General features: G+C 65.7%; 27 protein-coding genes. 7 read left to right on the forward strand and 20 right to left on the reverse strand.

Annotation, left to right across the window (positions count from 1 at the left end; all coding sequences use genetic code 11):
- From C0Z18_RS11185 to C0Z18_RS11195, 3 genes are all read right to left on the reverse strand, one after another.
- Nucleotides 1-1,188, reverse strand: a 1,188-nt coding sequence (locus C0Z18_RS11185) for a sigma-54-dependent transcriptional regulator (protein WP_102645489.1), incomplete at its 3' end; no start/stop codon positions are given.
- A gap of 46 nt (nt 1,189-1,234) precedes the next feature.
- Nucleotides 1,235-3,172 (reverse strand): sensor histidine kinase, encoded by a 1,938-nt coding sequence (locus tag C0Z18_RS11190; RefSeq protein WP_102645490.1) that lies wholly within the window; start codon nt 3,170-3,172, stop codon nt 1,235-1,237.
- 72 nt (nt 3,173-3,244) lie between these two features.
- Nucleotides 3,245-4,552 carry a dicarboxylate/amino acid:cation symporter gene (locus tag C0Z18_RS11195; protein WP_102645491.1) on the reverse strand — a complete coding sequence of 436 codons (1,308 nt, stop codon included), beginning with the start codon at nt 4,550-4,552 and terminating at the stop codon, nt 3,245-3,247.
- Between the two features lie 285 nt (nt 4,553-4,837).
- On the opposite strand from C0Z18_RS11195, the gene C0Z18_RS11200 reads away from it, so the two are divergent.
- Complete coding sequence (locus tag C0Z18_RS11200) at nt 4,838-5,116, forward strand: BrnT family toxin (RefSeq protein WP_233217284.1); 279 nt, start codon at nt 4,838-4,840, stop codon at nt 5,114-5,116.
- Complete coding sequence (locus C0Z18_RS11205) at nt 5,109-5,384, forward strand: BrnA antitoxin family protein (protein ID WP_233217280.1); 276 nt, start codon at nt 5,109-5,111, stop codon at nt 5,382-5,384. The genes C0Z18_RS11200 and C0Z18_RS11205 overlap by 8 nt, the downstream gene beginning before the upstream one ends.
- A gap of 122 nt (nt 5,385-5,506) precedes the next feature.
- Here C0Z18_RS11205 and lipA read toward each other — a convergent pair whose 3' ends face one another.
- The 3 genes from lipA to C0Z18_RS11220 form a co-directional block, all read right to left on the reverse strand.
- The gene (gene lipA / locus C0Z18_RS11210; RefSeq protein ID WP_102645493.1) at nt 5,507-6,514 is read right to left on the reverse strand and encodes a lipoyl synthase; all 1,008 of its coding nucleotides are present in this window, start codon (nt 6,512-6,514) and stop codon (nt 5,507-5,509) included.
- Nucleotides 6,507-7,334: a lipoyl(octanoyl) transferase LipB gene (gene lipB / locus C0Z18_RS11215; RefSeq protein ID WP_102645494.1), complete on the reverse strand. Its 828-nt coding sequence runs from the start codon at nt 7,332-7,334 to the stop codon at nt 6,507-6,509. The genes lipA and lipB overlap by 8 nt, the downstream gene beginning before the upstream one ends.
- A 93-nt stretch (nt 7,335-7,427) precedes the next feature.
- Nucleotides 7,428-7,751 carry a DUF2917 domain-containing protein gene (locus C0Z18_RS11220; protein WP_102645495.1) on the reverse strand — a complete coding sequence of 108 codons (324 nt, stop codon included), beginning with the start codon at nt 7,749-7,751 and terminating at the stop codon, nt 7,428-7,430.
- A 113-nt stretch (nt 7,752-7,864) separates the two neighbouring features.
- On the opposite strand from C0Z18_RS11220, the gene C0Z18_RS11225 reads away from it, so the two are divergent.
- Nucleotides 7,865-8,779, forward strand: coding sequence for a transcriptional regulator GcvA (locus C0Z18_RS11225; protein ID WP_102645496.1), 915 nt, complete (start codon nt 7,865-7,867; stop codon nt 8,777-8,779).
- On the opposite strand, the gene C0Z18_RS11230 is transcribed toward C0Z18_RS11225, so the two are convergent.
- The 8 genes from C0Z18_RS11230 to C0Z18_RS11270 form a co-directional block, all read right to left on the reverse strand.
- Nucleotides 8,763-9,032: a DUF493 family protein gene (locus C0Z18_RS11230; RefSeq protein ID WP_102645497.1), complete on the reverse strand. Its 270-nt coding sequence runs from the start codon at nt 9,030-9,032 to the stop codon at nt 8,763-8,765. The genes C0Z18_RS11225 and C0Z18_RS11230 overlap by 17 nt on opposite strands.
- A gap of 13 nt (nt 9,033-9,045) precedes the next feature.
- Complete coding sequence (locus tag C0Z18_RS11235) at nt 9,046-10,284, reverse strand: D-alanyl-D-alanine carboxypeptidase family protein (RefSeq protein ID WP_102645498.1); 1,239 nt, start codon at nt 10,282-10,284, stop codon at nt 9,046-9,048.
- A gap of 380 nt (nt 10,285-10,664) precedes the next feature.
- Entirely contained in the window at nt 10,665-11,291 is a 627-nt protein-coding gene (locus tag C0Z18_RS11245; protein WP_102645500.1) for an alpha/beta hydrolase, read from the reverse strand.
- Nucleotides 11,292-11,319: 28 nt separating this feature from the next.
- Entirely contained in the window at nt 11,320-11,652 is a 333-nt protein-coding gene (locus C0Z18_RS11250; RefSeq protein WP_102645501.1) for a (2Fe-2S) ferredoxin domain-containing protein, read from the reverse strand.
- 180 nt (nt 11,653-11,832) lie between these two features.
- Nucleotides 11,833-12,447 carry an ABC-type transport auxiliary lipoprotein family protein gene (locus C0Z18_RS11255; protein ID WP_102645678.1) on the reverse strand — a complete coding sequence of 205 codons (615 nt, stop codon included), beginning with the start codon at nt 12,445-12,447 and terminating at the stop codon, nt 11,833-11,835.
- Between the two features lie 124 nt (nt 12,448-12,571).
- Nucleotides 12,572-13,537, reverse strand: coding sequence for an MlaD family protein (locus tag C0Z18_RS11260; protein ID WP_102645502.1), 966 nt, complete (start codon nt 13,535-13,537; stop codon nt 12,572-12,574).
- Nucleotides 13,538-13,594: 57 nt separating this feature from the next.
- Nucleotides 13,595-14,473 (reverse strand): ABC transporter ATP-binding protein, encoded by an 879-nt coding sequence (locus tag C0Z18_RS11265; protein ID WP_102645503.1) that lies wholly within the window; start codon nt 14,471-14,473, stop codon nt 13,595-13,597.
- Nucleotides 14,470-15,597, reverse strand: a complete 1,128-nt coding sequence (locus tag C0Z18_RS11270) for an MlaE family ABC transporter permease (protein WP_102645504.1) — start codon at nt 15,595-15,597, stop codon at nt 14,470-14,472. Before C0Z18_RS11270 ends, C0Z18_RS11265 begins: the two co-directional genes overlap by 4 nt.
- Before the next feature lie 132 nt (nt 15,598-15,729).
- Between C0Z18_RS11270 and C0Z18_RS11275 the strand changes: the two genes are divergently transcribed.
- Genes C0Z18_RS11275 through C0Z18_RS11285 form a run of 3 tightly spaced genes read left to right on the forward strand, consistent with a single transcriptional unit; the run spans nt 15,730 to nt 17,719 of the window.
- Nucleotides 15,730-16,653 carry a biotin--[acetyl-CoA-carboxylase] ligase gene (locus C0Z18_RS11275; RefSeq protein WP_102645505.1) on the forward strand — a complete coding sequence of 308 codons (924 nt, stop codon included), beginning with the start codon at nt 15,730-15,732 and terminating at the stop codon, nt 16,651-16,653.
- On the forward strand, nt 16,650-17,450 hold the full coding sequence (locus C0Z18_RS11280; protein ID WP_102645506.1) for a type III pantothenate kinase: 801 nt from the start codon (nt 16,650-16,652) through the stop codon (nt 17,448-17,450). Before C0Z18_RS11275 ends, C0Z18_RS11280 begins: the two co-directional genes overlap by 4 nt.
- Before the next feature lie 29 nt (nt 17,451-17,479).
- The gene (locus C0Z18_RS11285) at nt 17,480-17,719 is read left to right on the forward strand and encodes a hypothetical protein (protein ID WP_102645507.1); all 240 of its coding nucleotides are present in this window, start codon (nt 17,480-17,482) and stop codon (nt 17,717-17,719) included.
- Between the two features lie 33 nt (nt 17,720-17,752).
- On the opposite strand, the gene rfaE2 is transcribed toward C0Z18_RS11285, so the two are convergent.
- From rfaE2 to C0Z18_RS11315, 6 genes are all read right to left on the reverse strand, one after another.
- A complete protein-coding gene (rfaE2, locus tag C0Z18_RS11290) occupies nt 17,753-18,247 on the reverse strand; it encodes a D-glycero-beta-D-manno-heptose 1-phosphate adenylyltransferase (protein WP_102645679.1) in 495 nt (164 codons plus the stop codon).
- A gap of 125 nt (nt 18,248-18,372) precedes the next feature.
- Nucleotides 18,373-19,236 (reverse strand): ferritin-like domain-containing protein, encoded by an 864-nt coding sequence (locus tag C0Z18_RS11295; RefSeq protein ID WP_199189433.1) that lies wholly within the window; start codon nt 19,234-19,236, stop codon nt 18,373-18,375.
- 401 nt (nt 19,237-19,637) lie between these two features.
- The gene (locus tag C0Z18_RS11300) at nt 19,638-20,846 is read right to left on the reverse strand and encodes a patatin-like phospholipase family protein (protein WP_102645509.1); all 1,209 of its coding nucleotides are present in this window, start codon (nt 20,844-20,846) and stop codon (nt 19,638-19,640) included.
- An 85-nt stretch (nt 20,847-20,931) separates the two neighbouring features.
- Complete coding sequence (locus C0Z18_RS11305; RefSeq protein ID WP_102645510.1) at nt 20,932-21,759, reverse strand: PhaM family polyhydroxyalkanoate granule multifunctional regulatory protein; 828 nt, start codon at nt 21,757-21,759, stop codon at nt 20,932-20,934.
- 49 nt (nt 21,760-21,808) lie between these two features.
- Nucleotides 21,809-22,630 carry an enoyl-CoA hydratase/isomerase family protein gene (locus tag C0Z18_RS11310; protein WP_408646991.1) on the reverse strand — a complete coding sequence of 274 codons (822 nt, stop codon included), beginning with the start codon at nt 22,628-22,630 and terminating at the stop codon, nt 21,809-21,811.
- Between the two features lie 142 nt (nt 22,631-22,772).
- Nucleotides 22,773-23,759: a fumarylacetoacetate hydrolase family protein gene (locus tag C0Z18_RS11315; protein ID WP_102645512.1), complete on the reverse strand. Its 987-nt coding sequence runs from the start codon at nt 23,757-23,759 to the stop codon at nt 22,773-22,775.
- Nucleotides 23,760-23,908: 149 nt separating this feature from the next.
- Here C0Z18_RS11315 and C0Z18_RS11320 point away from each other — a divergent pair, with 149 nt between their 5' ends.
- Complete coding sequence (locus tag C0Z18_RS11320; protein WP_102645513.1) at nt 23,909-24,793, forward strand: IclR family transcriptional regulator; 885 nt, start codon at nt 23,909-23,911, stop codon at nt 24,791-24,793.
- Nucleotides 24,794-24,897: the final 104 nt, after the last annotated feature.

Genomic DNA, 24,897 nt, shown 5'->3' on the forward strand with positions numbered 1-24,897 from the left:
GCCCCCAACCTTGCCCCCACCCGACGCCGGCTCGATGCCGAGGACGAACCGGTCGGCGGCATTGCGCAACTCCCGAACATTGCCCGGCCAGTCTCGCGCCATGAGATCCGCGCGTTGGCGCGCCGTCAGCATCGGCGCGGGACGACCGTATCGGACCGCCGCTTCGAGCACGAAGTGTTCGAGCAACGGCACGATGTCTTCGCGCCGCTCGGTAAGCGGCGGCACCTCGATCGTCACGACATTGAGCCGATAGAGCAGGTCGCGCCGGAAGGTGCCGGCCGCCACGAGCGCCTGCATATCGCCCTTGGCCGCCGCGACGACACGCAGATCGACGCGTACCGGCTGGTTCGAACCCAACCGTTCGAGCGTGCCTTCTTGCAGCACGCGCAGCAGCTTCACTTGCAGCGGGAGCGGCATACTCTCGATCTCGTCGAGAAACACGGTTCCGCCCGATGCATATTCGAGTTTGCCGATGCGGCGTTTGGCCGCGCCTGTGAATGCGCCGGGTTCGTAGCCGAACATCTCCGATTCGAACATCGCTTCGGGCAACGCGCCGCAATTGACGGCCACGAACGGTTTGGCCTGGCGCGGCGACAATTCGTGCAAGCTGCGCGCGATGAGTTCCTTGCCGGTGCCGGTGTCGCCGACGATGAGCACCGGCGCATCGGTCGGCGCGACATTCGCGATGAGCCGTCGCACCTCACCGATCGCCGCGCTGCGGCCGATGATGCGCGGCACCAGCGCATCGCGCACGGCCAGTTCACGGCGCAAAGCACTATTTTCGAGGACGAGCCGCCGGCGCTCGAGCGCGCGTCTCACGGTATCGACGAGCCGTTCGGCGGAAAACGGCTTTTCGACGAAATCGTAGGCACCGTCGCGCATGGCCTGCACGGCCATCGAGATGTCGCCGTGCCCCGTGACCAGGATGACGGGCACCTCGGGAGCGTCATGAGCGCACCGCGCGAGCAGATCGAGGCCGCTTGCGCCGGGCAGCCGGATATCGCTGACGATGACACCCGCGAACCGCTCGTCGAGTTGCGCCAGCGCATCGCCCGCCGCCTCCACCGAGCCATACCCGCCGACGGCGAAGCCGGCCAGCTGCAAGCTTTGCACGCTCGCTCGCCGCACGAGTTCATCGTCTTCGATGAAGATCACCTGCACGTCGTCTGTGGATACCGTCGGGTTCATGGCGATGTCGTGATAACTAAAGAAAAGTCCAAGCCGTCGAAGGATGTTAGCTAGACGACGCTTCGTCGTCGCTCGGCAGCCACGCCGCCTGAGACAACGCCGTCGCGCGACGCAGCGTCAGCACGAATGCCGCGCCTCCGGCAGATTCGTTGCGTGCGATGAGCGTACCGCCGCAATCGCGCGCGATCGACGATGCGATGGCCAGACCGAGCCCTAGGCCTTGACTCGCGGCCTTGGTCGTGAAAAACGGCTCGAACAGCCGGGGCAACGCCTCGGGGCTGATGCCCGGACCGTTGTCGCGCACCGTGATCGCCAGCGCCTCGTCGCTGATATCGAGGTCGATCGACAAACGCGGGTCCGCCACGGATTCCAAGACGTCGAGCGCGTTGCCGATCAAGTTGATGAGCGCCTGTTCGAGACGCAAGCTATCGCAATGAACGATGAGCGCCGGATACTCGGCCCGCAAGTCGATCGGCTCATAGCCGCCCGGCTCGGCGGCCGAATCTTGCGTTTGCGCATCCGGCAAGCGCGCGACTTCTCGCATACGCACTTCGAACGATACGCGGCGCAGCCTGTCTTGCAGCACTTGCAAAGCGTTGCGCAGCGCCCGCGCGATTTGGCAGCATGCGTTGCTCGGCTGCGCGCGGCCGACGAACAGTTTCAATTGATTCGTGATCTTGCCCATCCGCTCGGTCAGCGCGCCGATCGCCTCGAGATTGTCGCGGGCGGCGCCAAGCTCGCCGCGCTCGATCAGCACCCGCGTGTTATCGGAGAACGTGCGCAGGGCGGCGAGCGGTTGGTTCAGTTCGTGCGTGATGCCGGCGGCCATCTGACCGAGCGCGGCGAGCTTGCTCGTCTGCAGCAGCTCCGCATGGGCCGCGCGCAACTCGTTCTCGGCTCGCGTGCGTTCGGCTACCTCGGTCAACAATTGCTCGTTGGCGGCCGACAGATCGGCGGTGCGGGCCTCGACGCGCTGGTTCAACTCCGCATAGGCGCGTTGCAGCGCCGCTCGCCCCGACTCTCTCTCGCGTGCGCGCGCGAGACGCATGCGCCAATAAAACGCGAGCAAGCACAGCGAGATGAAGCCGAAACCGACGGCAGCGGTCGCATTGCGCGCATCGTCCACGACCGACTCCACCGGCGCGAGTGTCATCAACGTCCAGCCCGGCGCACGCACGGGGCGCTCGATCAACAAGTAATAAGGCGAAGTCGTACGGCCGCCCACACGAACGATGTGCAGATCGGGCGTATCGAGCGCGCGCACGGGCGTGATCGGCAGCTTGAGGATCGATGCCCCGGCATACTGGCGCGTCTTTTCGATCGACTCGGCGACGTCGCGCGGCAAGTCGCGCACGGCGCGATATTTCCAAGCGGGCACCGACGACAGAAAGATCACGCCGTGCTTGTCGGCAACCAAGACCGGCTCATTGGCATCGGTGCCTGGAAACCATTCGAGGTTGAGCTTGAGAACGGCGACGCCGACGATACGATCGCCGCGGCGAACCGGCTGAGAAATGTAATAGCCGGGCACGCCCGATACCGTGCCGATGCCGAAGAAGCGGCCCACGCGCGTCTGCATCGCATCGATGAAGTACGGCCGGAAACGGTATTGGGAACCGACGAAGCTATCGGGCCGATCCCAATTACTGGCAGCCATGCACAGGCCGTCGGCGCGGATGATGTAGGAGACGTCGGCGTGCGCGTGCGCGTTCGCGTCCGCGAGGTAGCGATCGGCGCGCGCGAGCGCGTCGGGCGAGCCCGATTCGAGCGCCTCGGCGACGACGGGGTGGCTCGCCACGAGATAGGACAGCGATTCGTAGCGTTCGAGGGTATCGCCGAGCGAACTCGCCGTACGCTCGGCCCGCGTGGTGGCCTGCTGCCGCAACAGGTCGATGCCGCGGGCCCAAGCGATGCGCCAAGTGGCGGCGCATACGGCAAGCAGCGCCGCGGCAAGCGCGAGAATGACAATCAGGCGGCGAGTCACGATGGCTGACACCGGACGAGGACGTGGCTTATTGTGGCATAGCCTTCGCGCCTCGCCCGCACCGCCAAGGTTTTAAACGCCCGCGGTGTTCGTTTGAGCATCCGCGTCGAGCGCTTGCGTGCCGCGCCCGAGCGCCGCGCGCAGCTTGGAGCGATCGAGTTCCTTCTCCCACGCCGAGATGACGACGGCGGCGACGCCGTTACCGACGATGTTCGTCAGCGCGCGGCACTCGCTCATGAAGCGGTCGATGCCGAGAATCAGCACCATGCCCGAAAGCGGAATGGTCGGCACGACGGCGAGCGTGGCGGCGAGCGTGATGAATCCGGCCCCCGTCACGCCGCTGGCTCCCTTGGACGTCAGCATGGCGACGGCGATCAGCGTCAGTTGTTGCATCAGCGAGAGGTCGGTGTTCGTCGCCTGCGCGATGAACAGCACGGCCATCGTCATATAGATGTTGGTGCCGTCGAGGTTGAACGAGTAACCCGTGGGCACGACGAGGCCGACGACCGAGCGCGAGCAACCGAGCTTCTCGAGCTTCGCCATCAGTTGCGGCAGAGCGGCTTCGGACGAGCTCGTGCCGAGCACGATCAGCATTTCTTCCTTGATGTAGGCGACGAAGCGCACGATGTTGAAGCCGACGAGGCGCGCGACGGTCCCGAGCACGACGAGCACGAACACGATCGCGGTCAGATAGAACGTGCCGATCAGCTTCATGAGCGGCAGCAGCGAGCCGAGGCCGTACTTGCCGATCGTGAAGGCCATGGCGCCGAACGCGCCGATCGGGGCGAGCTTCGTCACGATGCGCACGATACCGAACAGCACGTGCGAAACGCTTTCGATGAAATCGGTGACGGGCTTGCCGCGTTCTCCGATCGTCGCGAGTACGCTACCGAACAGCAATGCGACGAGCAAGATCTGCAGGATTTCGCCCTGCGCGAACGCATCGACCATCGTGTGCGGGATGATGTGCATGAAGAAGTCGACGGTGCTCTGGCCGTGCGCCTTGGCAGCGTAGGCGGCCACGGCCTTGCCGTCGAGCGAGTTCACGTCGACGTTGAAGCCCGCACCGGGTTTGAGCACGTGCGTGGCGATGAGGCCAAGCACGAGCGCGAACGTCGAGATCACTTCGAAGTACAGCAGCGCTTTGCCGCCGACTCGGCCGACCTTCTTCATGTCTTCCATGCCGGCGATACCGGAGACGACCGTGCAGAAGATGATCGGTCCGATGACCATCTTCACGAGCTTGATGAATGCGTCTCCGAGCGGCTTCATGTCGATCGCGAGCGCGCTCGAGAAGTGGCCGAGCAACACGCCGGCGATAATCGCCGCAATGACTTGGACGTAGAGGATTCGATAGAAGGGTTTCTTCAGAGGACGCATCGTTGTCTCCCAGCTTGAAATAAGTCGATCGGCCAAGGCAGCCGTTCGTGGGGTCCATCGATTGCAAGGTCGATGCCAAGGGGGGGAGGCGACGTTACGCCTTGATTCTTATAGGTTTTTAGGTTTCTTCGACGAATCTTGGTCCAGATTTCCGGAAACTAGACCGATCTGTCTCCGGCTGTCCGGAAAGGTCAATGTGTCCGAATCGCTGAAGCTGGCGAGTCAGTCTCGGTTTGCGGGGGGTACAAATATGCGTTGACACTCGAATTACCGGGGGTACACTATTTGATCAATATCTCTTACGATCCAAAGAAAAGCAGAGCTAACGTCGACACTAGAGGCCTATCGTTCGAATCCGCACGTGAGTTCGAAATGGCGGAAGCGTTGATCGTCGAGGATATGAGAAAGGTGTATTCGGAACGACGCTTCCAAGCCCTCGGCTACATCGGCCACCGATTACATATGCTGGTATTTACACCGCGGGATGGCAACGTCCACGTTATCAGCCTGCGCAAAGCGAACGCGCGAGAGGTCACGCGATATGAGCAAACGAAAAGTGAGTGAGCCCACAAACGACAATCCGATTTGGGGCGACGCCGAATTCGCCCGAGCGAGGAACGCCGAGACCGTGCTCCCGGAACTCTTTGGCGCTGAAGCGGCCGCGCAAATGTTGAAACGGCGTGGACGTCCCAAGTCGGCAAATGCGAAAGTCGCCCTGAAGTTGCGTATTGACCCGGACGTCGTCGAAGCCTATCGGGCGCAAGGCAGCGGCTGGCAAACGCGTATCAACGAAGCACTACGCGACTACGCGAAGTCACACGGTTTGCTTTGAGCCCCGGCGCCATCGGCGAACCCAAAACGAAAACGCGGCGGCACGACCGATCATTCAGATCGGCCGCACCGCCGCGCGGGCAGCTCGCGCTACGCGCCTAGTCGCGCGCTACGCTGGATTCCTCAGACCACGCCCTCCACACCGGCGTCGTGAGCTTGCTGATCGGCGTGGTAGCTCGAACGCACCATCGCGCCCACCGCCGCATGCGTGAAGCCCATCTTGTAGGCCTCTTCCTCGTACATCTTGAAGGTATCGGGGTGAACGTAAGCGCGCACGGGCAAGTGGTGCTCGGAAGGCTGGAGATATTGGCCGATCGTCAACATATCGACGTCGTGCGCGCGTAGATCGCGCATCACCTGCAAGATCTCTTCCTCGGTCTCGCCCAAGCCCACCATGATGCCGGACTTCGTCGGCACATCGGGGTGCAACGCCTTGAAGTCTTTCAGCAGCTTCAGCGAATGCGCGTAGTCCGAACCCGGGCGCGCTTCCTTATAAAGCCGCGGCACCGTTTCGAGATTGTGGTTCATGACGTCGGGCGGCGCCGCGTTCAAGATCTCCAGCGCACGGTCGAGGCGGCCACGGAAATCGGGCGTCAGAATTTCGATGCGCGTCGCGGGCGAATGCTCGCGCACTTGACGGATACATTCGACGAAATGCCCCGCCCCGCCATCGCGCAAATCGTCGCGATCCACGCTCGTGATCACCACGTACTTGAGCTTGAGCGCCGCGATCGTACGCGCGAGGTTACCCGGCTCTTCCGTGTCGAGCGGATCGGGACGGCCGTGGCCGACGTCGCAAAACGGGCAGCGGCGCGTGCACTTGTCGCCCATGATCATGAACGTGGCCGTGCCCTTGCCGAAACATTCGCCGATGTTCGGGCAGCTCGCCTCTTCGCACACCGTATGCAGGTTGTGCTCGCGCAGGATCTGCTTGATCTCCGAGAAGCGCGAACTGCCCGTCGCGGCCTTCACGCGAATCCACTCGGGCTTTTTCAGCTTTTCGATCGGGACGATCTTGATCGGAATACGTGCCGTTTTCGCTTGTGCCTTTTGCTTGGCGGTCGCGTCGTACGGAGTCGCGGCTTGCGGCGCGTCGGGGGCGCCGCTCGGTTGAGCGGTAACGTCAGTCATTCGGTGATCCAGTCGATGAGCGAGCGCGGCATGCGCCTTGGAAGTTCGCGGCAAGTCGCGCCGCTAGAGTTTCGGCCACTTCGTGCCAGCCGGCGGCGACGCCGAGCGTCGCCATGTCGACCGTCTCCAGCCCAGCGTAGCCGCAAGGGTTGATCGCGAGAAACGGCCGCAGGTCCATCTTCACATTCAGGCTCACGCCGTGATAGCTGCACCCGTTGCGGATTTTCAACCCGAGCGCGGCGATCTTCGCGCCCTCGTGGCCACCCGCGCCCTGCCCCGGCGCCACGTAGATGCCAGGGGCACCGGGCCGGCGCACGCCGGCGAGATTATACGCCGCGAGGGTATCGATCACGGACTGCTCGATCAGCATCACCAGTTCGCGCACCATCAGCTTGCGCCGGCGCAAATCGAGCAGCAAATACGCAAGGACCTGCCCGGGCCCATGATAGGTGATCTGTCCACCCCGGTCCGCTTGCACGACCGCGATGCCGGGATCGGCCACGAGCAAATGCTCGGGTTTGCCGGCTTGGCCGAGCGTAAAGACGGGAGGATGCTCGACGAGCCAGATTTCATCGGGCGTATCGGCGGTGCGCGCCTCGGTAAACGCGCGCATCGACTCGAAACCGAGTTCGTACGGCACAACGCCCAACCACCGGACGATCGGCGCGGCAGCGGCCGGCGCGGCAGCGTCCGGCGCGGCAACGGCCGGCGCGGCGCTGAGAACGGCCGTCTCGTCACCGCCAGGCGCTGTATCGGACGCCCCCGCATTCGACGAAAACGGCAACGGGGACTCGGACTGAAGGGACGGTGCGGCACACATGATGGCCGCCAGTTTACCGGAATCGGCCCCGGCGCGCCCGACGCGCCGGAAATCGCTTGCGCGAGATCAAGCCGTTCAGCGCGCCCGGCTCGCTCAAACAGTACGCCAACCGCTCCAGCGCGCCGCCCACCATTCAGACAACGCACGCCCCAGATCGGCCAGCATCGCCGTGCGCCGCAACGGCGCCACGAACGCGACACACGCCGCTTTCGGTCCCTCGCCGCTGAGCCACAAGCGCTCGCCGGGCCGCAGCCTCAACGAGTGGCCGGGCTCGAGCCAGTAATCCTCCACGTCGTTGCTGCGGGTCACCCACACCGGTGCGCCGTGTACCGATAAGCGAGTACTGTGCGCAACCATCATCGGCAGCGTTTCACCGGGCGTGATTTCGAACGTGATACTTGAGGAAATTTGTCGCATGATCGTTCCACCAAAAGTGTGCTCCGTGCCTACAATCGTAGGCAGAGCAAGGCAACCGGCAAAACGATCAATTCTCACGCTCATGTGAGAAAAACTAACGTATTGAGCATCCCGTGAACCTACGACAGCTACCGGCGCTGAACGCCTTGAGAGTGTTCGAGGCCGCCGCCCGGCACGAAAGCTTCTCGCGCGCCGCGGACGAACTGTTCGTCACCCACGGCGCCGTGAGTCATCAGATCCGCGCGCTGGAAGACGAGCTAGGCACCCCGCTGTTCTTGCGCGAAGGCAAACGCGTGCGTCTGACCGACGTGGGCTGCCGCTACGCGAAGGACGTGCGCGCCGCCTTGATCTCGCTGGCCGACGCGACTCGCGAAGTGCGCGAAGGCCAGCGAGCCAGGCGGCTCGTCGTTTCGTCGGTATCCTCGTTCTCGGCGCGCTGGATCACGCCGCGCATCGGGCGGTTCATCGAACGCTATCCGCAGATCGACCTTGAATTGTTGTCGACCAATGTCTTGACGGATTTCACGCGCGACGACGTGGACGTCGGGATTCGGTTCGGCACCGGCCCCTATTCCGATCTTCATGTGGAGGCCCTGCTGGACGAGGTTTCGTTCCCCGTCTGCGCGCCCACCTTCAACGGCGGCGCGTTGCCGAAAACACCGGCCGAACTGGCGGCTTGCCCGCGCTTGTTGCGCTCGGACGATCAGATGTGGCGGCCCTGGTTTCAAGCGGCGGGTCTCGCCGGCGTACCCGAGCCGCGCCGCGGCGTGCTTTACCAGGATTCGTCGAACCTGCTGCAAGCGACGATCGACGGACAAGGCATCGCGATGGTCCGGCGCTCGATCGCCTCGCACGAGCTCACCACCGGGCGGCTCGTGCGGCTGTTCGAGATCGATGCGCCCAGCGCATCGTCGTATTGGTTCGTCTGCCCGCCGCCGCTACTGGCCAGCGCCCGCGTGCAGGCGTTCCGCGCGTGGCTGATGGAAGAAGTGGCGAGCTACCGCGCGCAGATTACAGCACGACCTTGACCATCGGATGCCCGGTGAGCGCCCGATAGATGTCGTCGAGCTGCTCCCGGCTGTGCGCGCGCACCGTCACGGTCAGACCGATATAGTTGCCGCCGCTCGAGGGCCGAGTTTCGACGCGCGTCGCATCGAAACTCGCATCGAACTGGCGCACGACGGTCACGATCGTTTCCGCGAATTCGGGATGTGCCTTGCCCATCACCTTGATCGGGAAGTCGCAAGGAAACTCGAATAGGGACTCGTTCACCGGGCTCATGCTGGCACCTCCATCACTTCTTCTTGCCGAACATGAGCAAGAGGGAATCCCACAGGCGGCCGCCGATGCCTGCTTGCGGCACGGCTTGCAGCGCGACGATCGGGAACTGCGTGAGCGTCTTGCCGTCGGCGGCGATCTGCACCGTACCCACTTGCTGGCCGTTGGCGATCGGCGCAACGAGCGGCTCGTTCAGCACGAATTGCGGCTTGATCTTCTCGCCCATTCCGCGCGGCACGGTGATGTACTGATCGCTCTTCACGCCCACCTGCACGGCGTTCGCCGCGCCCTTGTAGACGCGCGGCGTCTGCACGGTTTGGTTGGCTTTGAACAAGCGCACGGTGTCGTAAGCCGAATACCCGTAGTTCAGCATCTTCATGCTGTCTTGCACGCGCTCGTGCTCTTTTTCCTCGCCCATCATGACGCTGACGAGGCGGCGCGACGCGTCGGGCACACCGGGCAGCGGACGTTTGGCCGATGCGATCAGGCAGTAGCCGGCCGCTTGCGTGTGACCCGTCTTCAAGCCGTCCACGGTCGGATCGATCCAGAGGAGCCGGTTGCGGTTCGGCTGCTTGATCTTGTTGTACGTGAAATCCTTGATCGAGAAGATGCTGTAGTACTCGGGATAGTCGCGGATCAAATGCGCGGAGAGCACGGCGAGATCGGCGGCCGTCGTGTAATGCCCCGGCGACGGCATACCGTTGACGTCGGCATAGTGCGTGCCCTTCATCCCGAGCCGCTGCGCCTCGGCGTTCATCATTTCGACGAAATGCGCCTCGCTGCCGCCGACGAGCTCGGCCAGTGCGATGGCCGCATCGTTACCCGACTGAATGATCATGCCGTACACGAGATCGTGCACGGTAACCGGCTTTTGCGCTTCGATGAACATGCGCGATTCGTCGTTGCGCACGCGGCGCACGGCCTCGCTCGGGATCACGACCTGATCCATCGAGATCTTTTTGGTCTGCAACGCCTCGAACACGAGGTAGGCCGTCATCAGCTTCGTGAGGGATGCGGGCTCGACGCGCTCGTCGGGATTGCCCGAGGCGAGCACCTGATTGCTCGTGGCATCGACGAGTACCCACGAGCGGGCCGTCACGGCAGGCGGCGGCACCTGCGCGCCGGCGGCCGACGCATACGCGGCCGCCGCGACGAGCGTCGCGGCGGTCAATGCGGCGATGCCGGCCGTGCGATTGAGCGAAGAAGGAACGAACGAAGAAGCAACGGGCGGGAGGCGGAACGAGGAAGAACGCATAGATCGATTCGTGCAGGAAAGCGAAGCGCGCAACGCGCGCGATCGGGAAATACCGGGCCGCCGGCTGGCGGTTCTCGCCGCCCGTCACGGCGCACGATGAACGAGCGACGCGCACTCGCGCGGCGCCGTTTTGACTGCCGGCGCGCGATTCGGTTCGCGTCGTTCGCTCCGGTGCACCGATACGTGATCCCGTATGCGTAAGACGTATGGGGACGTATCGACGAGACGGCGCGCAAAAAAATTTCGCCCATTATACGCGGCACGTCTGGCGCAAAACGCGCTTTTCGCGATGCAAGCGCGCACGCGTGGGCCGTTCGAAAGACTTCGGCGCACGCGCCGCGTGGGCCGATTCGTCAGGTCAATGTGAACGAGGCGGCAGCTCAGCGCCAAGCATCGACCACGATCCGCTTCAAGATATGCAGCTTGCGATGCAGGAAGTGCTCGGCGCCCGGGATCACGACGACGGGCAGTTCCTGGGGCCGCGCCCAGTCGAACACCGAGCCGATGGGCACGGTGTCGTCCTGCTCGCCATGAATCACGAGCGTGTTCTCGGGTACGGTCGCCACGTCGAAGCGGCTCGCGGCGGTACCGACGAACACCATCCTCTCCACGCTTTGCCCGCGCTCGGCAAGCATGCGCGCTACGTGCGAGACGACGGCCGTGCCGAAAGAAAATCCTGCGAGCACGAGCGGCATCGACGCTTGGCCCGGCTGCTCGCGCATGTGCGCGATGACGGCGAGCAGATCCTCTCGCTCGCCGATCCCTTCGTCGTACGCGCCCTCGGTCTGCCCCACGCCGCGAAAGTTCGAGCGGTAGGTGACGTAGCCGAGTTGTACGAGCGTGCGCGCGAGCGTTTGCGCGACTTTGTTGTCCATCGACCCGCCGAACAGCGGATGCGGATGCGCGACGAGCGCGATGCCGCGCGCGGTGCCGTCCGGGCTATCGAGCGCGACTTCAATTTTGCCGACGGGACCGTCGATGAGAAATTTCTTCGTGTGAACGTTCATGACTGACGCTGCGCGAGCGCGTAGGGGCTTACGAGGGCTGATCGATCAAAAGACGCTCGACGATCTTGCCGTCCTTCAAATGCGAATCGACGATTTCGTCGAGGTCGGCCTCGTCGAAGTAGGTGTACCACGTGCCTTCGGGATAAACGACGACCGTCGGCCCTTGCTCGCAACGGTCGAGACAGCCGGCTTTGTTGATCCGCACGTTGCCGGGGCCCGCGAGCCCGAGCGTCTTGACGCGTTTTTTCGTGTAATCGAGCATCCGCTCGGCATCGCAGCGCCGCCCGCAGCTCGGGCGCTCCGCGTCGGGCGCGCGTTGGTTCGTACAGAAAAACACATGGTACTTGTAGAAGGAGTCCATGATCTTCGAGTTCGGAAAAGGTGCGGGCCCGCCGCGCGGCCATCCGGGCGGCGCGGGCGGGATGAGGAGGCCGGCCGATTATAGCGAGCGTCGCGTGAGGCCGCTTGAGCGTTGCCCGGCAATGCCTGGCGATGCAATCGCCTGCCCGGCGAACCGCGGCGCTCGCCGAGCCGGCGCGGCTCACCGTGCGACCGCGACCGCGACCGCTTGCATACCCAGCCACGTCACGAGTTGCGCGACGAATTGGTCGCTCGCGGCCGCCAGCGCCTGCACGCCGCCGGCCGCGTTGGCCATGCGCGCCGGCGCGCGCGCTTCGAACGTCTGCTGGGCGACCATCACCCCATCGCGGGTGAGCGTCGCACGCGCAGTCAACAGCGCATGACTCTGGCTCTCGCTGTCGAACACCTGTTCGAACTGCTGCAGATCGATCGTGAGTAGCGGCGCATTCACCGCTTCCCCGCCGCTCAGCACGGCGCCGCGCGCCGCCAACGCGCCGCGCACGCGCTCGGTCAGCAATTGCGCGGGACGCATCGTCCAGTGGCTGTTCGCGTAGGCCGCCGTGCGGCGCGGGTCGGCGTAGCTCATCCGGTACAGGATGTCGTCCGTGTCGAGCGAAGCCGGCGCGCGTATATCGAACAAGCGCAGCGTCGGCAGCGGACCCAGATACGCGGGCGGCGTCTGTGGCCCGAGGTCATAGCGAATATTCGCGATCGCGGCCGGCGTGCCGAAGGTACAACCGGCGATCGCGCCCGCCAAGGAAAAGGCCGCAAGGGCGCATGCGGCCGCTCGCGCCATATGCGCCCTACGCGTCAGCGCGCACCGCCCACCCGGTCCGGGCATCGAGCCGCGATGGTGCGCCCGGACAGGCGCAGTTCGATCGGTTGTCCACGTCATGCTCTGCGCTTCCTCATCGAATCGTTCAATGCTTCTCGCCCGCCGGCGAGGGCCAAGCGAAGCCGGGCTCGCCCGGGCCGGGCTGCGCGCGTCCCACGCCGAAGAGCACACTTCTCGGGCTCGTGCTGAAGGCGTTGGCCGCGCGATCGAACGCGCGCGCCGCGCCGCTGACATCGGTGGCGAGCGCGCTCACGCGCGGCAGCGTCTCATAGTCGAGCCGCGCCGACATCTCCTGGAGCGACGCGTCCATCGTCGCGAGCGCCCCGCCCGCATGATCGGCAGCCGAGCCGATCTTGTTCAAATTCGACACGAGCGGGCCGCTCGGCGAGGACAGCGTCGTGACCAACGCGTTCGTCGAAGCGAGCGTACGCGTGAGCGCTTGCATCGTGCCGGGCAACTGCGCGGCGGCCGGCGTGGCCGTATGCGCGAGTTGCGTGACCGCGTCGGCTGCCTGCTGCAAGCTCGAGGCCGTCGCGAGCAACTGCGTGCGCGTTTGCTCGGAAAACATCGCGTCCGCGCGCGCGGCGACGCTCTGCATCTCGCTGAGCAAGGCGTCGCCGCGCTCTTGCAACTGATCGAGCAGCCCGGGCCGCATCGGCAATTGCGCCACGTGGCGCTCCGAGCTCGGCACCGGGGAGAGATCGGCGCCCGTATCGTCGAGTTGCACGAACGCGATGCCGGTGACGCCTTGCAGACCGAGACTGCCGAACGTGGAGCGCGTGATCGGCGCATTTTTGTCCACGGCGATGCGGATGACGATCGTACCCGGATGCGCGCGGTCGAAATGAATCGAGCGCACCTTCCCCACTTCGAGCCCGCGATAGCGCACGTCGGCATCGGTCGAGAGCCCCGTCACGTTCGTATGGGAAATCAGATCGTAGGGCACGCGCACGGTGCGATCGAGATTGAACCAGAACACCGCGAGCGCGATCGTAAGGCCCAGCCCGATCGTGAATAGCCCTGCCCAAAACGCGTGTGATTTATTTTCCATCGCTGTCGTCTCGTCGTTGCGCGACGCCTCGAAAGGGGAAGACCGCTCGCCGCCGCTTCATAGCGACACCTCGGCCGATGCGGACACGAGCGCGGCCGGCGGCAGCTTAGCGCGGCGCTCGGGCGGCAGCGCCTGCAATGCGCGCCGGCCGCGGCGGCCCAGAAAGAACTCGCGGATGAACGGATGATCGACGGCCGCCGCCTCTTCGATCGGGGCCGCCACGAGAACACGCCGGTCCGCGATGACGGCCACGCGCGTGGACAGCGCGGTCATCGTGTCGAGATCGTGCGTGACCATGACGACGGTCAAGCCCAGTGCGCGATGCAACGTGGCGATGAGCTCGACGAAGTCTTCCGACGCTTTTGGATCGAGCCCGGCCGTGGGCTCGTCCAGGAACAGCAATTCGGGCTCCAACGCGAGCGCGCGCGCGATACCCACCCGCTTGATCATGCCGCCCGAGAGCGCCGCCGGCATTTTCGAGGCATGCTTGCAAGGCAGCCCCACCATCTCGAGCTTGAGCATGACGATGTCGTGCAAGAGCGGGGCCGGCACCCGGCCCAACTCGCGGATCGGCTGCGCGACGTTGTCGAAGACCGACATCGACGAGAACAGCGCCCCTTGTTGAAACAGCATGCCGATACGGCTGCGCATGACGCGGGCCGTTTGTTCGTCGATCGCCCGCGTATCGCGTCCGAAGACCTCGATGGTGCCCGAGGTGGGCGCCTCGAGGCCGAGGATCTGACGCACGAGCGTGGTTTTGCCCGAACCGGAGCCGCCGACGATCGAGACGATCTCGCCACGGCGCACGTCGAAGTCCAAATGCTCGTGCACGAGCATCGACCCATAGCGCTTGGTCAGATCGCGCACCTCGATCACGCGCTCCGCGATGGCGGGCGGGGGTCGGTTGCGTACGGCGGCGGTGAGGGGAGCGGTCATAGCCCGACGTTCTGAAAAACGATGGCGAAGATCGCATCGGCCAAGATGACGACCGTGATCGAGGAGACGACGGACGACGTGGTGCCCGTGCCCAGGCTTTGCGAATTCGGCTTGATCCGAAAGCCGAAGTGACAGGCGACGAGTGCGATCAGCATACCGAAGGCAACGCCCTTGCCGAGCCCGATCCATACATTGGCGATTGGTACGACGCTCGGCAAGGCGCGCACGAAATAAGCCATATCGATGCCGAGCACGAGCTGCGCCGCCAGCGCGCCGCCGATGAGGGCGACGATGTTGGTCCACATGACGAGCAGCGGCATGGCGACCGAGAGCGCCACGACGCGCGGCAGCACGAGGCGCCGGCCGTGCGGGATGCCCATCACGAGCATCGCGTCGAGCTCTTCGGTCACGCGCATGACGCCGATCTGAGCGGTGATCGCGGAGCCCGAGCGGCCGGCGACGAGAATCGCCGACAGCACCGGCCCCAGTTCGCGGATCACGGACAGGCCGAGGATGTTGACGATGTACTGATTCGCGCCGAACAGGCGCAATTGCTGCGCGGACAGGTAGCTCAGCACGATACCGATCAAAAACGCGACGAGCGCCGTGATCGGCAGGGCTTTGGCCCCGGCGCCGTAGACGTTCGCCGAGATCTCGAGCCATGGCGCGCGCGATGGGCGGCGTATCACCGAGAGCGCGTCGAGCACGAATCGGCCGAACATCGCCATGCCGCCGTAAGCGTGATCGGCAAATCCGAGCACCGCGCGGCCCAACGCCGTGACGGCATCGACCCGCTCCACGGGCTCCGGCGCCTCGCGCTGCGTCTCCAGCAGTGCTATGCGCGCGAAAATATCGCGTTGCGTATCCGTGAGCGCGATGTGCTCGGGCATCTTGCGCCCCCACACGCGCCAGAGCGCTTGTCCGCCCACGTGGTCCATCCGCTCGACGGCCGACAGGTCCCATTGCGCGGGGGCCGCGCGCGCGAGCGTGGCCAGGCGCGACGTGGCGCCCGCCCGGGCGCGGTCGCGCGCGAGCGCCAGCGCGGTCCATTGGCCGGACAGCGTCACGAGCGGCCCGAGGCTGCCGGACTCGATCCGCAAGCCGGGCGGGGTGTCGAAGTCCAAGGAACGAAGACCCAGATGGTAAGAAAGGTGCGGCCATTGTAGCGGGCGCGCGTGAGGGCGGCCCTCGAACGCGCCCAACCGTGAACGCGTGGTTGGCACGCCGCTCGGCGCCGGCCCCACTACAATACAGCCATGACCGATACCCTTTTTCCTCCACCGGAGCCGGGCGCCGCTAAGAGCGGACGCGGCAACGATTGGCGCATCGATCGCGACCGGGCGCGCGCCGGCGGCGCGGGCGCGATCCCATCCGAGGCGCTCGAAATCGTCGACGAGACCGCCTCCACCAATACGGACCTGATGGCGCGCATGAAGGCGCTGCCGCGCGAGCGGGTCGCCTTGGGCGTGCACGCGGTGCGGGCCGCCTATCGGCAAACCGCGGGCCGCGGGCGGCAAGGCCGCAGTTGGCAAGCGACGCCGGGGCACGCGCTCACGTTCTCGCTCGCTTGCGTGTTGCCGCGCCCGCTCGCGGGGCTCGCCGGGCTCAGCTTGGCGACGGGGGTCGCCGTCGTCGATGCGCTCGCGCGTCTGGCCCCGAGCGAAGCCGCGCGGCTTCAGCTCAAATGGCCGAACGACGTGCTGCTCGACGGGCGCAAGCTGGCCGGGATCTTGATCGAGACGGCGTGGAGCACGGCAAGCGCCAGTGCCGTCGTGATCGGTGTCGGCATCAACGTGCGGCGTGACGAGGCGCTCGAGGCCGACTTGGAGGCCGCCGCCTCGACGATGCCCGCCCAAGCGCGCGGCACGCCGCCCGCCGCGCTCTCGCAAGCATTGCCCAACGCGAATTTGACCGATACGCTGGCCGTCGTCGTCAAAGCGCTGACGGAAATGATCGAACGCTTCGGCGCGCAAGGCTTCCCGGCATTCGTCGATCGTTGGAATGCGTATCACGCCTATGCGAATCGCGAGGTCGTGCTGATCGAGAAAGGCAACGAATTCGCGCGCGGCACCGCAACCGGCGTCGACGGCTCCGGGCAACTCTTGCTGGCCACCGCCGCGGGTGTGCGGGCGATCGCGACGGGCGACGTTTCGCTGCGGCTCGCCGACGACGCGTCATGACCGGCCGCGCGCCGTATCTATTGATCGATGCGGGCAATAGCCGCATCAAGTGGGCATTCGCCGACGGGCCTGGGACATTCCTGCGCAGCGGCATATTCGCGCATGCGGACGACGCCGGCGCCGGCGCCCAATGGCCGGCGCTTCCGGCGCCGGGCGGCGTCTGGATTTCGAATGTAGCGGGCGAGGCGGTCGCCGAGCGGCTAAGCGCGCTCATCGAGGCGCATTGGCCGGGCTTGGCGCCTACGTTCGTGCGTGCGTGCGCCCGGCAATGCGGCGTGGTCAACGGCTATGGCACCCCCGAGCGGCTCGGCAGCGATCGTTGGGCCAGCCTCATCGGCGCGCATGCCGCGTTTCCCGGCGAGGCCCTGCTGATCGCGACGCTCGGCACCGCGACGACGCTCGAAGCGCTCACGGCCGACGGCCGATTCGCGGGCGGCATGATCGCGCCGGGTTGGTCGCTGATGATGCGCTCGCTCGGCGAACATACGGCACAGTTGCCGACCGTGGGCGGCGACTCGGCGCGCATGCTCGTCGGCGACGCGCCGGCGCAGGATTGGTTCGCGACCGATACGCCCCACGCGATCGCGGCGGGCTCGCTGTTCGCCCAAGCGGGTCTCATCGAGCGGGCATGGCGCGAACTATCGCGCGCTTGGGGCGTTCCGGTGCGGCTCGTGGTGGGCGGGGGCGCAGCCGACGAAGTGGCGCAAGCGCTCGATGTGCCGCATACGCGCCACGACGCGCTCGTGCTGGCCGGGCTCGCGCTGATCGCGGCGCAGGACGCGGCGGTGACTCGATGAAGGGAAGTGAACGATAAGGAGACGTGACGATGTTACGTTGGCTAATCGCCATTTTGTTGCTCGCGAACATGATCGCGTTCGCGCTCGCGAGCGGTATGCTCGGCCCGTTGCCCGCGGCGGGACCGCTCGAGTCGAACCACATCGAGCGCCAGATCCATCCCGAATGGCTCAAGACGAAGCCGATCACCGAGGCACAAGCGGCCGAGCAAGTGATCGTCGGTCAGCCCGACCCGTCTCCCTCCGTGGCCACGGCCCCGCTCGGCGGCTGAGCGCGGCGCGCGAGGCCCGCGACGCTTGACCGCCTAGCCGTTGCCGTCTTGCGAGCGGACCTTCTTGAGCAACGCCGTGGTGGAGCGCTCGTGTTCGAACGGGATGGCGAGCGCGCGCCCGCCCCAGCCGCGCACGAGCGCCGATTCCGGCAGTGCATCCATATCGTAGTCGCCGCCCTTGACGAGCACGTCCGGGCGCAACGCGGCAATCAACTCCACCGGCGTGCGCTCCTCGAACGAGACCACCCAGTCCACGCACTCGAGCGAGGCGAGCAGCGCCATGCGGTCGTCCTCGACGTTGATCGGCCGGTCGTCGCCCTTGCCGAGCATGCGCACGGAGGCGTCGCTATTGACCCCGACGATCAGCGTGGCGCCGAGTGCCTTCGCCCGCGCCAAGTAGGTGACGTGACCGCGGTGCAGGATATCGAACACGCCGTTCGTGAAGACGACGGGCGCGGCAAGCGTGTCGCGCCGGGCCATGAGCGCTTCGCGCGTCGTGATTTTGCGTTCGAACGAGACGGGAGACATGAGCGGAAAAATTGGGGCGGCGCCGTGCCGGCCGCGCGGAGCGTTCGGGTGAGAAAAAGCCCGCAGGGCGAAGAGAACGACTCCCCTCGCGCCGGCGGGCTCGACCAATCGATGAGCCTGGCTCGTTAAGCGGCCTGGTGCTCGGCGGAGCCGGCGGCTTGCAGACGCGCCGTCACTTCCTTGCGATAGCGGTTCAGCTCTTGCGCCGTCGTAAACGTGCGCTCGAACAGCAGCGAGAGGTTGTGCAAGATACGCTCGACGACCTTCTTCTCCCAACCGTCGTCGAACCGGATCTGTTCGTCGAGCCAGCGCTCGAGCCACTCGGGATCGGGCAAGCGCGATTGAATCGTGTCGCGCGGGAACAGATCGCGATTCACGTGCAAATTAGTGGGATGCAGCGGCTTTTCGGTACGACGCGCCGAAGCCATCAAGACGCCGATCTTCGAGAAGGCCGCGCGCGCGACGTCGCCGCAATTGTTCAGCGCCTTCTTCATGTAGCGCAAATAGGCGCCGCCATGACGGGCCTCGTCGCGCGAGATCGTCTCGTAGATATGCTTGATCACGGGCTCCGTGTGCCATTCGGCGGCGCGGCGGTACCAGTGATTCAGACGGATTTCGCCGCAAAAGTGCAGCATCAGCGTTTCGAGCGGCGGCGCCGGATCGAACTCGAAGCGCACGGCGTGCAACTCCTCTTCGGTGGGCACCATCTCGGGTTTGAAGCGGCGCAGGTACTCCATCAGGACCAGCGAATGCTTTTGCTCCTCGAAAAACCACACGCTCATGAACGCCGAGAAGTCGCTGTCATGGTGGTTATCGCGCAGGAACATCTCCGTGGCCGGCAGCGCCGACCATTCCGTGATCGCGTTCATTTTGATCGTGGCCGCCTGCTCGTCGGTCAGCAGCGACGGATCGAACTTGTCCCAGGGAATGTCCTTCTCCATATCCCATCGGACCGATTCCAGCGATTTGTAAAGTTCCGGATAAAGCATGGTGTTCATAGGTCCCACCCCTGGTCTGCCCATTGCAACTCGTATGACTATTGCCGCGCGTGTTCGATCACCGCGACGTGCGGCGAAAAGCACACAATTTTACGCTGCGATCGCATCCGTTTATTGATCGAACTCAAGGCCGGCCGTGCAGGACGGTGCTGCGCGTGAAGACGCCGCCCGGCGCTGAGCCTGCCGGCGGCGATCGAACGCGGCGCCGCGCCTCGCGCCGAGCCCCTTGCCTTGCTGTGTCCGGCGGACGGCGGCGCAACGATGAGCCGCGATCATGGTTTTTCGGTGTTCGCCCACGGATCGAAAGCTTTGAAATGATAGCATGCGCGGCCGTCGCCGCCCGCCTCCCCATATGAGCCGACGCGCCGCCGCAACGGCGGGACACGCGGCTTTCACGACAGTGCGCGGTGCTGCTCGACGCCGGGCGGCGTTTCGCTCGCCGGCTCCCGCGTAAGCGTCGCGCGAATCCAATCGGCCAGCCGCTCGCGCTGTGCGAGCGTGTCGCGAAATCCAAGTTCGATGAGCTCGCTGGCGAATTCCGCCTCGAACAGCAGATAGCTCGCGAACGACGCACCGGCGGCCCGGTTGCCGCCCACGGCGCCCAGCAGCCCGCGAACGGTCAGCGGAAGACGCTTCAGATGGCGCACGGCCAGGAGTTCGATGCGCTCGCTCGGCGCGATCGGCAACACGTCGACATGGCGCCAGCCGCTCTCGGGCTCGACCTGCTGCGGCAAGTGGCGAATCATGCCGTTGATGTGTTCGATGCGTTCGATATCGGCGCCGATCGAGTCGAGAAAAACGCTGGCGAGCACTTGTTGGCCGATCTGCGCGAGCGACGGATAGCCGCTCTCGATGCCCGCCGCCGGCACTTCTGGACGCGGCGTCGCCGCGCCGAGCACGACGATACGCTGCGCGCCGAAGTGAATCGCGGGGCTCAACGGCGCGATTTGCCGGATGGAGCCGTCGCCGAAGTATTCGATGCAGCCATCGAGTTCGAGCGGGACCGCCGGAAAAAGAAGCGGAATCGCCGACGACGCGAGCAGATGCGACGGCGTAAGCGACACCATGCGCGCCCCTCGCTGCGCGCGCCGCCAGGACTGAATCGACTCCGCGGCCTGGTAGAACGTCAAATGCCGGCCGCTCGAATAGCTGAGCGCCGTAATCGACAAGGCGTGCAATGCGTGCGCATCGAGCATATCGGCGATGCGTCCGAAATCGAGCGCGCCATGCAGCAAGTCGGCGAGCGGGCTATTGTCGAACAGCGCGCGCGGCGAGCGCCGCACGGCCCAGCCGAAGCTCATCGCCGCGAGCCAGCGCGCGCCGGCCGACGCCACGCCGCGCCAGTCCGTGCGATAGACCTGCGCGGCGCGAATATGCGACCAAAAATCGATCAGCCGCCCCACGCCGAGCGCGAAGTCGTCCGCGTGGCTCGCGATCGAGGCCGCGTTGATGGCGCCGGCCGAAGTGCCGCATACGATCGTGAATGGCGATGCCCGCTCGTCCGGCGCCAGCTCGCGCGCGATTTGCGCGAGCGCCTTCAGCGCGCCCACTTGATAGGCGGCGCGCGCGCCGCCCCCCATCAAAACCAGCGCCAGACGCACGGCGTATCCCCCAAACGAACAGCGGGCGAGGCTCGCGAACTCGAGGAACGATCGGCGCGCGCCACTCGCGGCCTACCCGCGCATGTCATTTTTCCCCGCGCGCGGCGCCGCCCGGTCGCGGGGCCGCCTTCGCCGCCGGCTTGCGTGCGCTCGCGCGCTTCGCGGCGGGCCCTGCGGCCGCCTTCGCGGCAGGCTCGGCGGCCTTGGCGCCGGGCGCGCCGCCGGCCTTTTTCGACGATGCCGGCTTCGCCTCGCCCTCGCTCGCCGCGCTCGGCTGCGTCATCGCAAACGCGGCCAACTGGTTGAATTGCGACTGCAGCAGATTCCACCAGCCCGACGGATCGAACGCACCGGCACCCGCCGCGCCCGCTTGCGAATCGGCGCTTTGGGCATCGCCCGCGCCACCGGCGGTGCCGCTATCGCCGGCGCCCCCGGTCGATTGCTCCTTGCCCGGATCGCTCGCGCGGCTGAACGCGCCGCTCGGTTGCGCGCTCGCGGAAGCGCCCCACGGCGAGGCCGGACGCTCTTGCGTATCCGCGCCATCGGCCGCTTGCGTCATCGATGCCTGCGCGAACGCACCGAACGCACGCAGCGTGGACAGCGTCGCACGTTGCACCTCGAGCGCCTGAATCGCCGACTGCAGCATGTTCAAGTTCAACTTCAGCCATTGCTCGACGGCGCGCATGTCCGTGATGCGTTTATCGAGTTCCTCGACGTTCATGAGCGGCGACATCATGTCCGACATCGCGGCGAGCGGCGAGCCGAAGCCTTGCGCCGAGCCCGGCTGCATCCCCGGGAACGCGGCGCCGAATGGCGTGAGACGCATCATGTCCCACATTTTGTCGAGCATCTCGGCGGGCGGAAAACCAGGGAAGCCCGGGAATGGCGGTTTGTCGCCGGCGGTATCGGTCATCGAGTGCTCCTAGGAATACGGTGAAATATCGTGAAAACGCTTTGAACGTTCAAACCGGTTCGTCGCCGCCCGGAAATCGAGGGGCGCGCCGCTCACGCAGCGATTGAATCCCCTCGCGGACATCCGGTCCTGAAAACCCCATGAATTCGAGCGCCAAGGACGTATCGAACGTAGGCCCCGCCATGCGCAGCCAATTGTTCAGCGCGTATTTCGTCCAGCGGATCGCGCTTTGCGAGCCCTGCGCGAGGCGCGTCGCCACCTCGAATGCGCGCGGCAGCAGATCGCCGGGCTCGACGGCCAGCGAGACGAGCCCGATCCGCTCGGCCTCGGCCCCGCTCACCGCCTCGCACAACAGCAAGTAGTACTTCGCCTTGGCCATCCCGCACAAGAGCGGCCAAACGATGGCCGCGTGATCGCCGGCCGCCACGCCCAAGCGCGTATGCCCGTCGATGATGCGCGCGTCGGTGGCCGCGATCGACACATCGGCCAGCAACCCCGCGACGAGCCCCGCGCCGACAGCCGGTCCGTGCATCGCCGAAACGATCGGCTTGCTGCAATTGATGACGTTGTAGACGAGGTCGCGCGCCTCGCGCCAGACCCGCGAACGTACCTCGAAGTCGTCGGCCATCTGCTCGACGAGGCCCAAGTCGCCGCCCGCGGAGAAGCCTTTGCCCTCGCCGCGGATCACGGCCACGCGCGTGTGGGGGTCGCGATCGACGTCGCGCCAAATCTCGGCCAGTTCGCGGTGCATGCGGTCGTCCGCCGCCGCCAACCCGCTCTTGTTCATCCCCTCGCCGCTCATGACGATCTCGAGCACGCCGAGCGGATGGCGCCGCAAACGCAGCGATTGATAGTGCGCGTAAAGCGCCATGTCGTCGGCAGGTGTCGTGTCGGTCATCCGTGTCGGCTCTTATGGTGTGCATCGACGGCCCGCGCGGGCGCCGCCCTTGTCTCGTCAGTGTAGGCCCGCTCGAGGAGGCCCGCATCGGGCCAAACCCGGCGCGGCCTCGCGCTCATCGTTCCAGCGGCGCCACCGATTGCTCGATCGCGCCGAAGATCGATTTGCCCGCTTCGTCGAACATCTCGATCTTCACCGTATCGCCGTACTTCATGAACTCGGTTTGCGGCGCGCCGCTCGCGATCGTTTCGAGACAGCGCTTCTCGGCGATGCAGCAGTAGCCGCGCTTTTCATCCTTGTTCGAGACGGTGCCCGAGCCCACGATGGAGCCGGCGCGCAGATTGCGCGTCTTGGCCGCGTGCGCGATGAGCTGGCCGAAGTGAAACACCATGTCGACGCCGGCCTCCGGCTGGCCCACCTTCTTGCCGTTCCAATGCACGATCATCGGCCGCTGCACCCGGCCCTCGCGCCAGTGCTCGCCGAGTTCGTCGGGCGTCACCGCCACGGGCGAGAACGCGGTCGCCGGCTTACTTTGGAAAAAACCGAAACCCTTGGCGAGTTCGGCCGGAATCAAGTTGCGCAACGACACGTCGTTCACGAGCATGAGCAAGCGCACCGCCTTGAGCGCGGCATCGGGTGCCGTGCCCATCGGCACGTCGGACGTCACGACGGCCACTTCGGCCTCGAAGTCGATGCCGAAGGCCTCCGAGGCGCAGACGATGTCGTCGCGCGCGCCGAGGAAATCGTCGCTGCCGCCTTGATACATCAACGGGTCGGTCCAGAACTCCGGCGGCATCTCGGCGCCGCGCGCACGGCGCACGAGTTCGACGTGGTTGACGTAGGCCGAGCCGTCGGCCCATTGATAGGCGCGCGCAAGCGGCGCCATGCAGTCCTTCGGCTCGAAGGCGAACGAATTGCGGGCGCGGCCTTGGTTCAGCGCGTCGTAGAGTTCGGCGAGTTGGGGCGCGTAAAAAGGCCAGTCGTCGAGCGCGCGCTGCAGCGTCGGGGCAATGCCGTCGGCGATCGCGGCCGTGCGCAGATCGCGCGAAACGACGATCAGTTGACCGTCGCGGGAACCGTCTTTGAGCGTGGCAAGTTTCATTTAGCGGGGGTCGAAGCCATGAGATGACGATAGAGGGAATCTATTTTACGATGGTGAATGCGCGGCATCGCCTCGGACTGCGGGGTCGGGTCGCGCAGGCAACATACGCCTAATTTTCGATGCCTCGGGCCTCGCTCACTCGCCTTCTCATGTCCGCCACGCACGTTCACTCGCCCGATCCGTCAGATTCGCTCGATCCCACGCTCGCGGAACCACCCGACGCACTGGACGAGGCCGCCGACGGCGAGGAGAAGGTGCGCTCGGGCATTCAGTCGATCGAAGTGGGGTTTCGACTGCTCGAGGTGCTCACGAACGAGCCGCGCGCCATGATGCTGCGCGATCTCGCCAAGCTCGCGCAGATGAGTCCCGCCAAAGCCCACCGCTACCTCGTGAGCTTTCAGCGCTTGGGCGTCGTCGCGCAAGATCCCGTATCGGGGCGCTACGAACTCGGCGGCTTCGCGCTGCAGATGGGTCTCGCACGCTTGGCTCGCGTGGACGGCGTCAAGCTTGCGCGGCTTGCGCTCGGCGAGTTGCGCGACCGGTTGGACGTTACCGTCGGCATCGCCGTGTGGGGCAACCTCGGGCCCACCGTCGTTCATTGGACCGAATCGAGCCACCCGGCAAAGGCGTCTCTGAAGCTCGGCGATGTGATGCCGCTTCTCGGATCGGCCACGGGTTTGCTGTTCGCCGCTTACCTTCCGCGCGGCAAGACCGCCGCGATGATCGAGCGCGAACTGGCCGACACGCGCCGCTCCGCGCACGCGACGGGCCCGCGCACCGAAGCCGAACTCGAAGCGGCCCTCGAGCAAGTGCGCGCCCACGGCGCGGCGCGCGTGGCCGGCATGCTGCTGCCGACGATTCACGCCTTTTGCGTGCCTGTTTTCGATGCCTCGGGCGAGCTTGCACTGGGCCTGATCGCGCTGGGGCACGAAGGCGCGTTCGATCTCGCGTGGGACGGCGAGATCGCGCTGGCGCTCAAAGCCTGTGCCAGTAAGCTTTCGTACGAGCTCGGCTACAGCGAAGCGCCCCGCTAAGGTTCGCATCGAGCCTCGCCGGCGTCCGGCGCTTTGGCCATGCCCGGCAAGATGGGCCATTTGCGGGCATCATGTGCGTTTGTCCGCGTATCGCAAGCCGCCTC

The organism is Trinickia dabaoshanensis (assembly GCF_002879885.1).
GTDB lineage: Bacteria > Pseudomonadota > Gammaproteobacteria > Burkholderiales > Burkholderiaceae > Trinickia > Trinickia dabaoshanensis.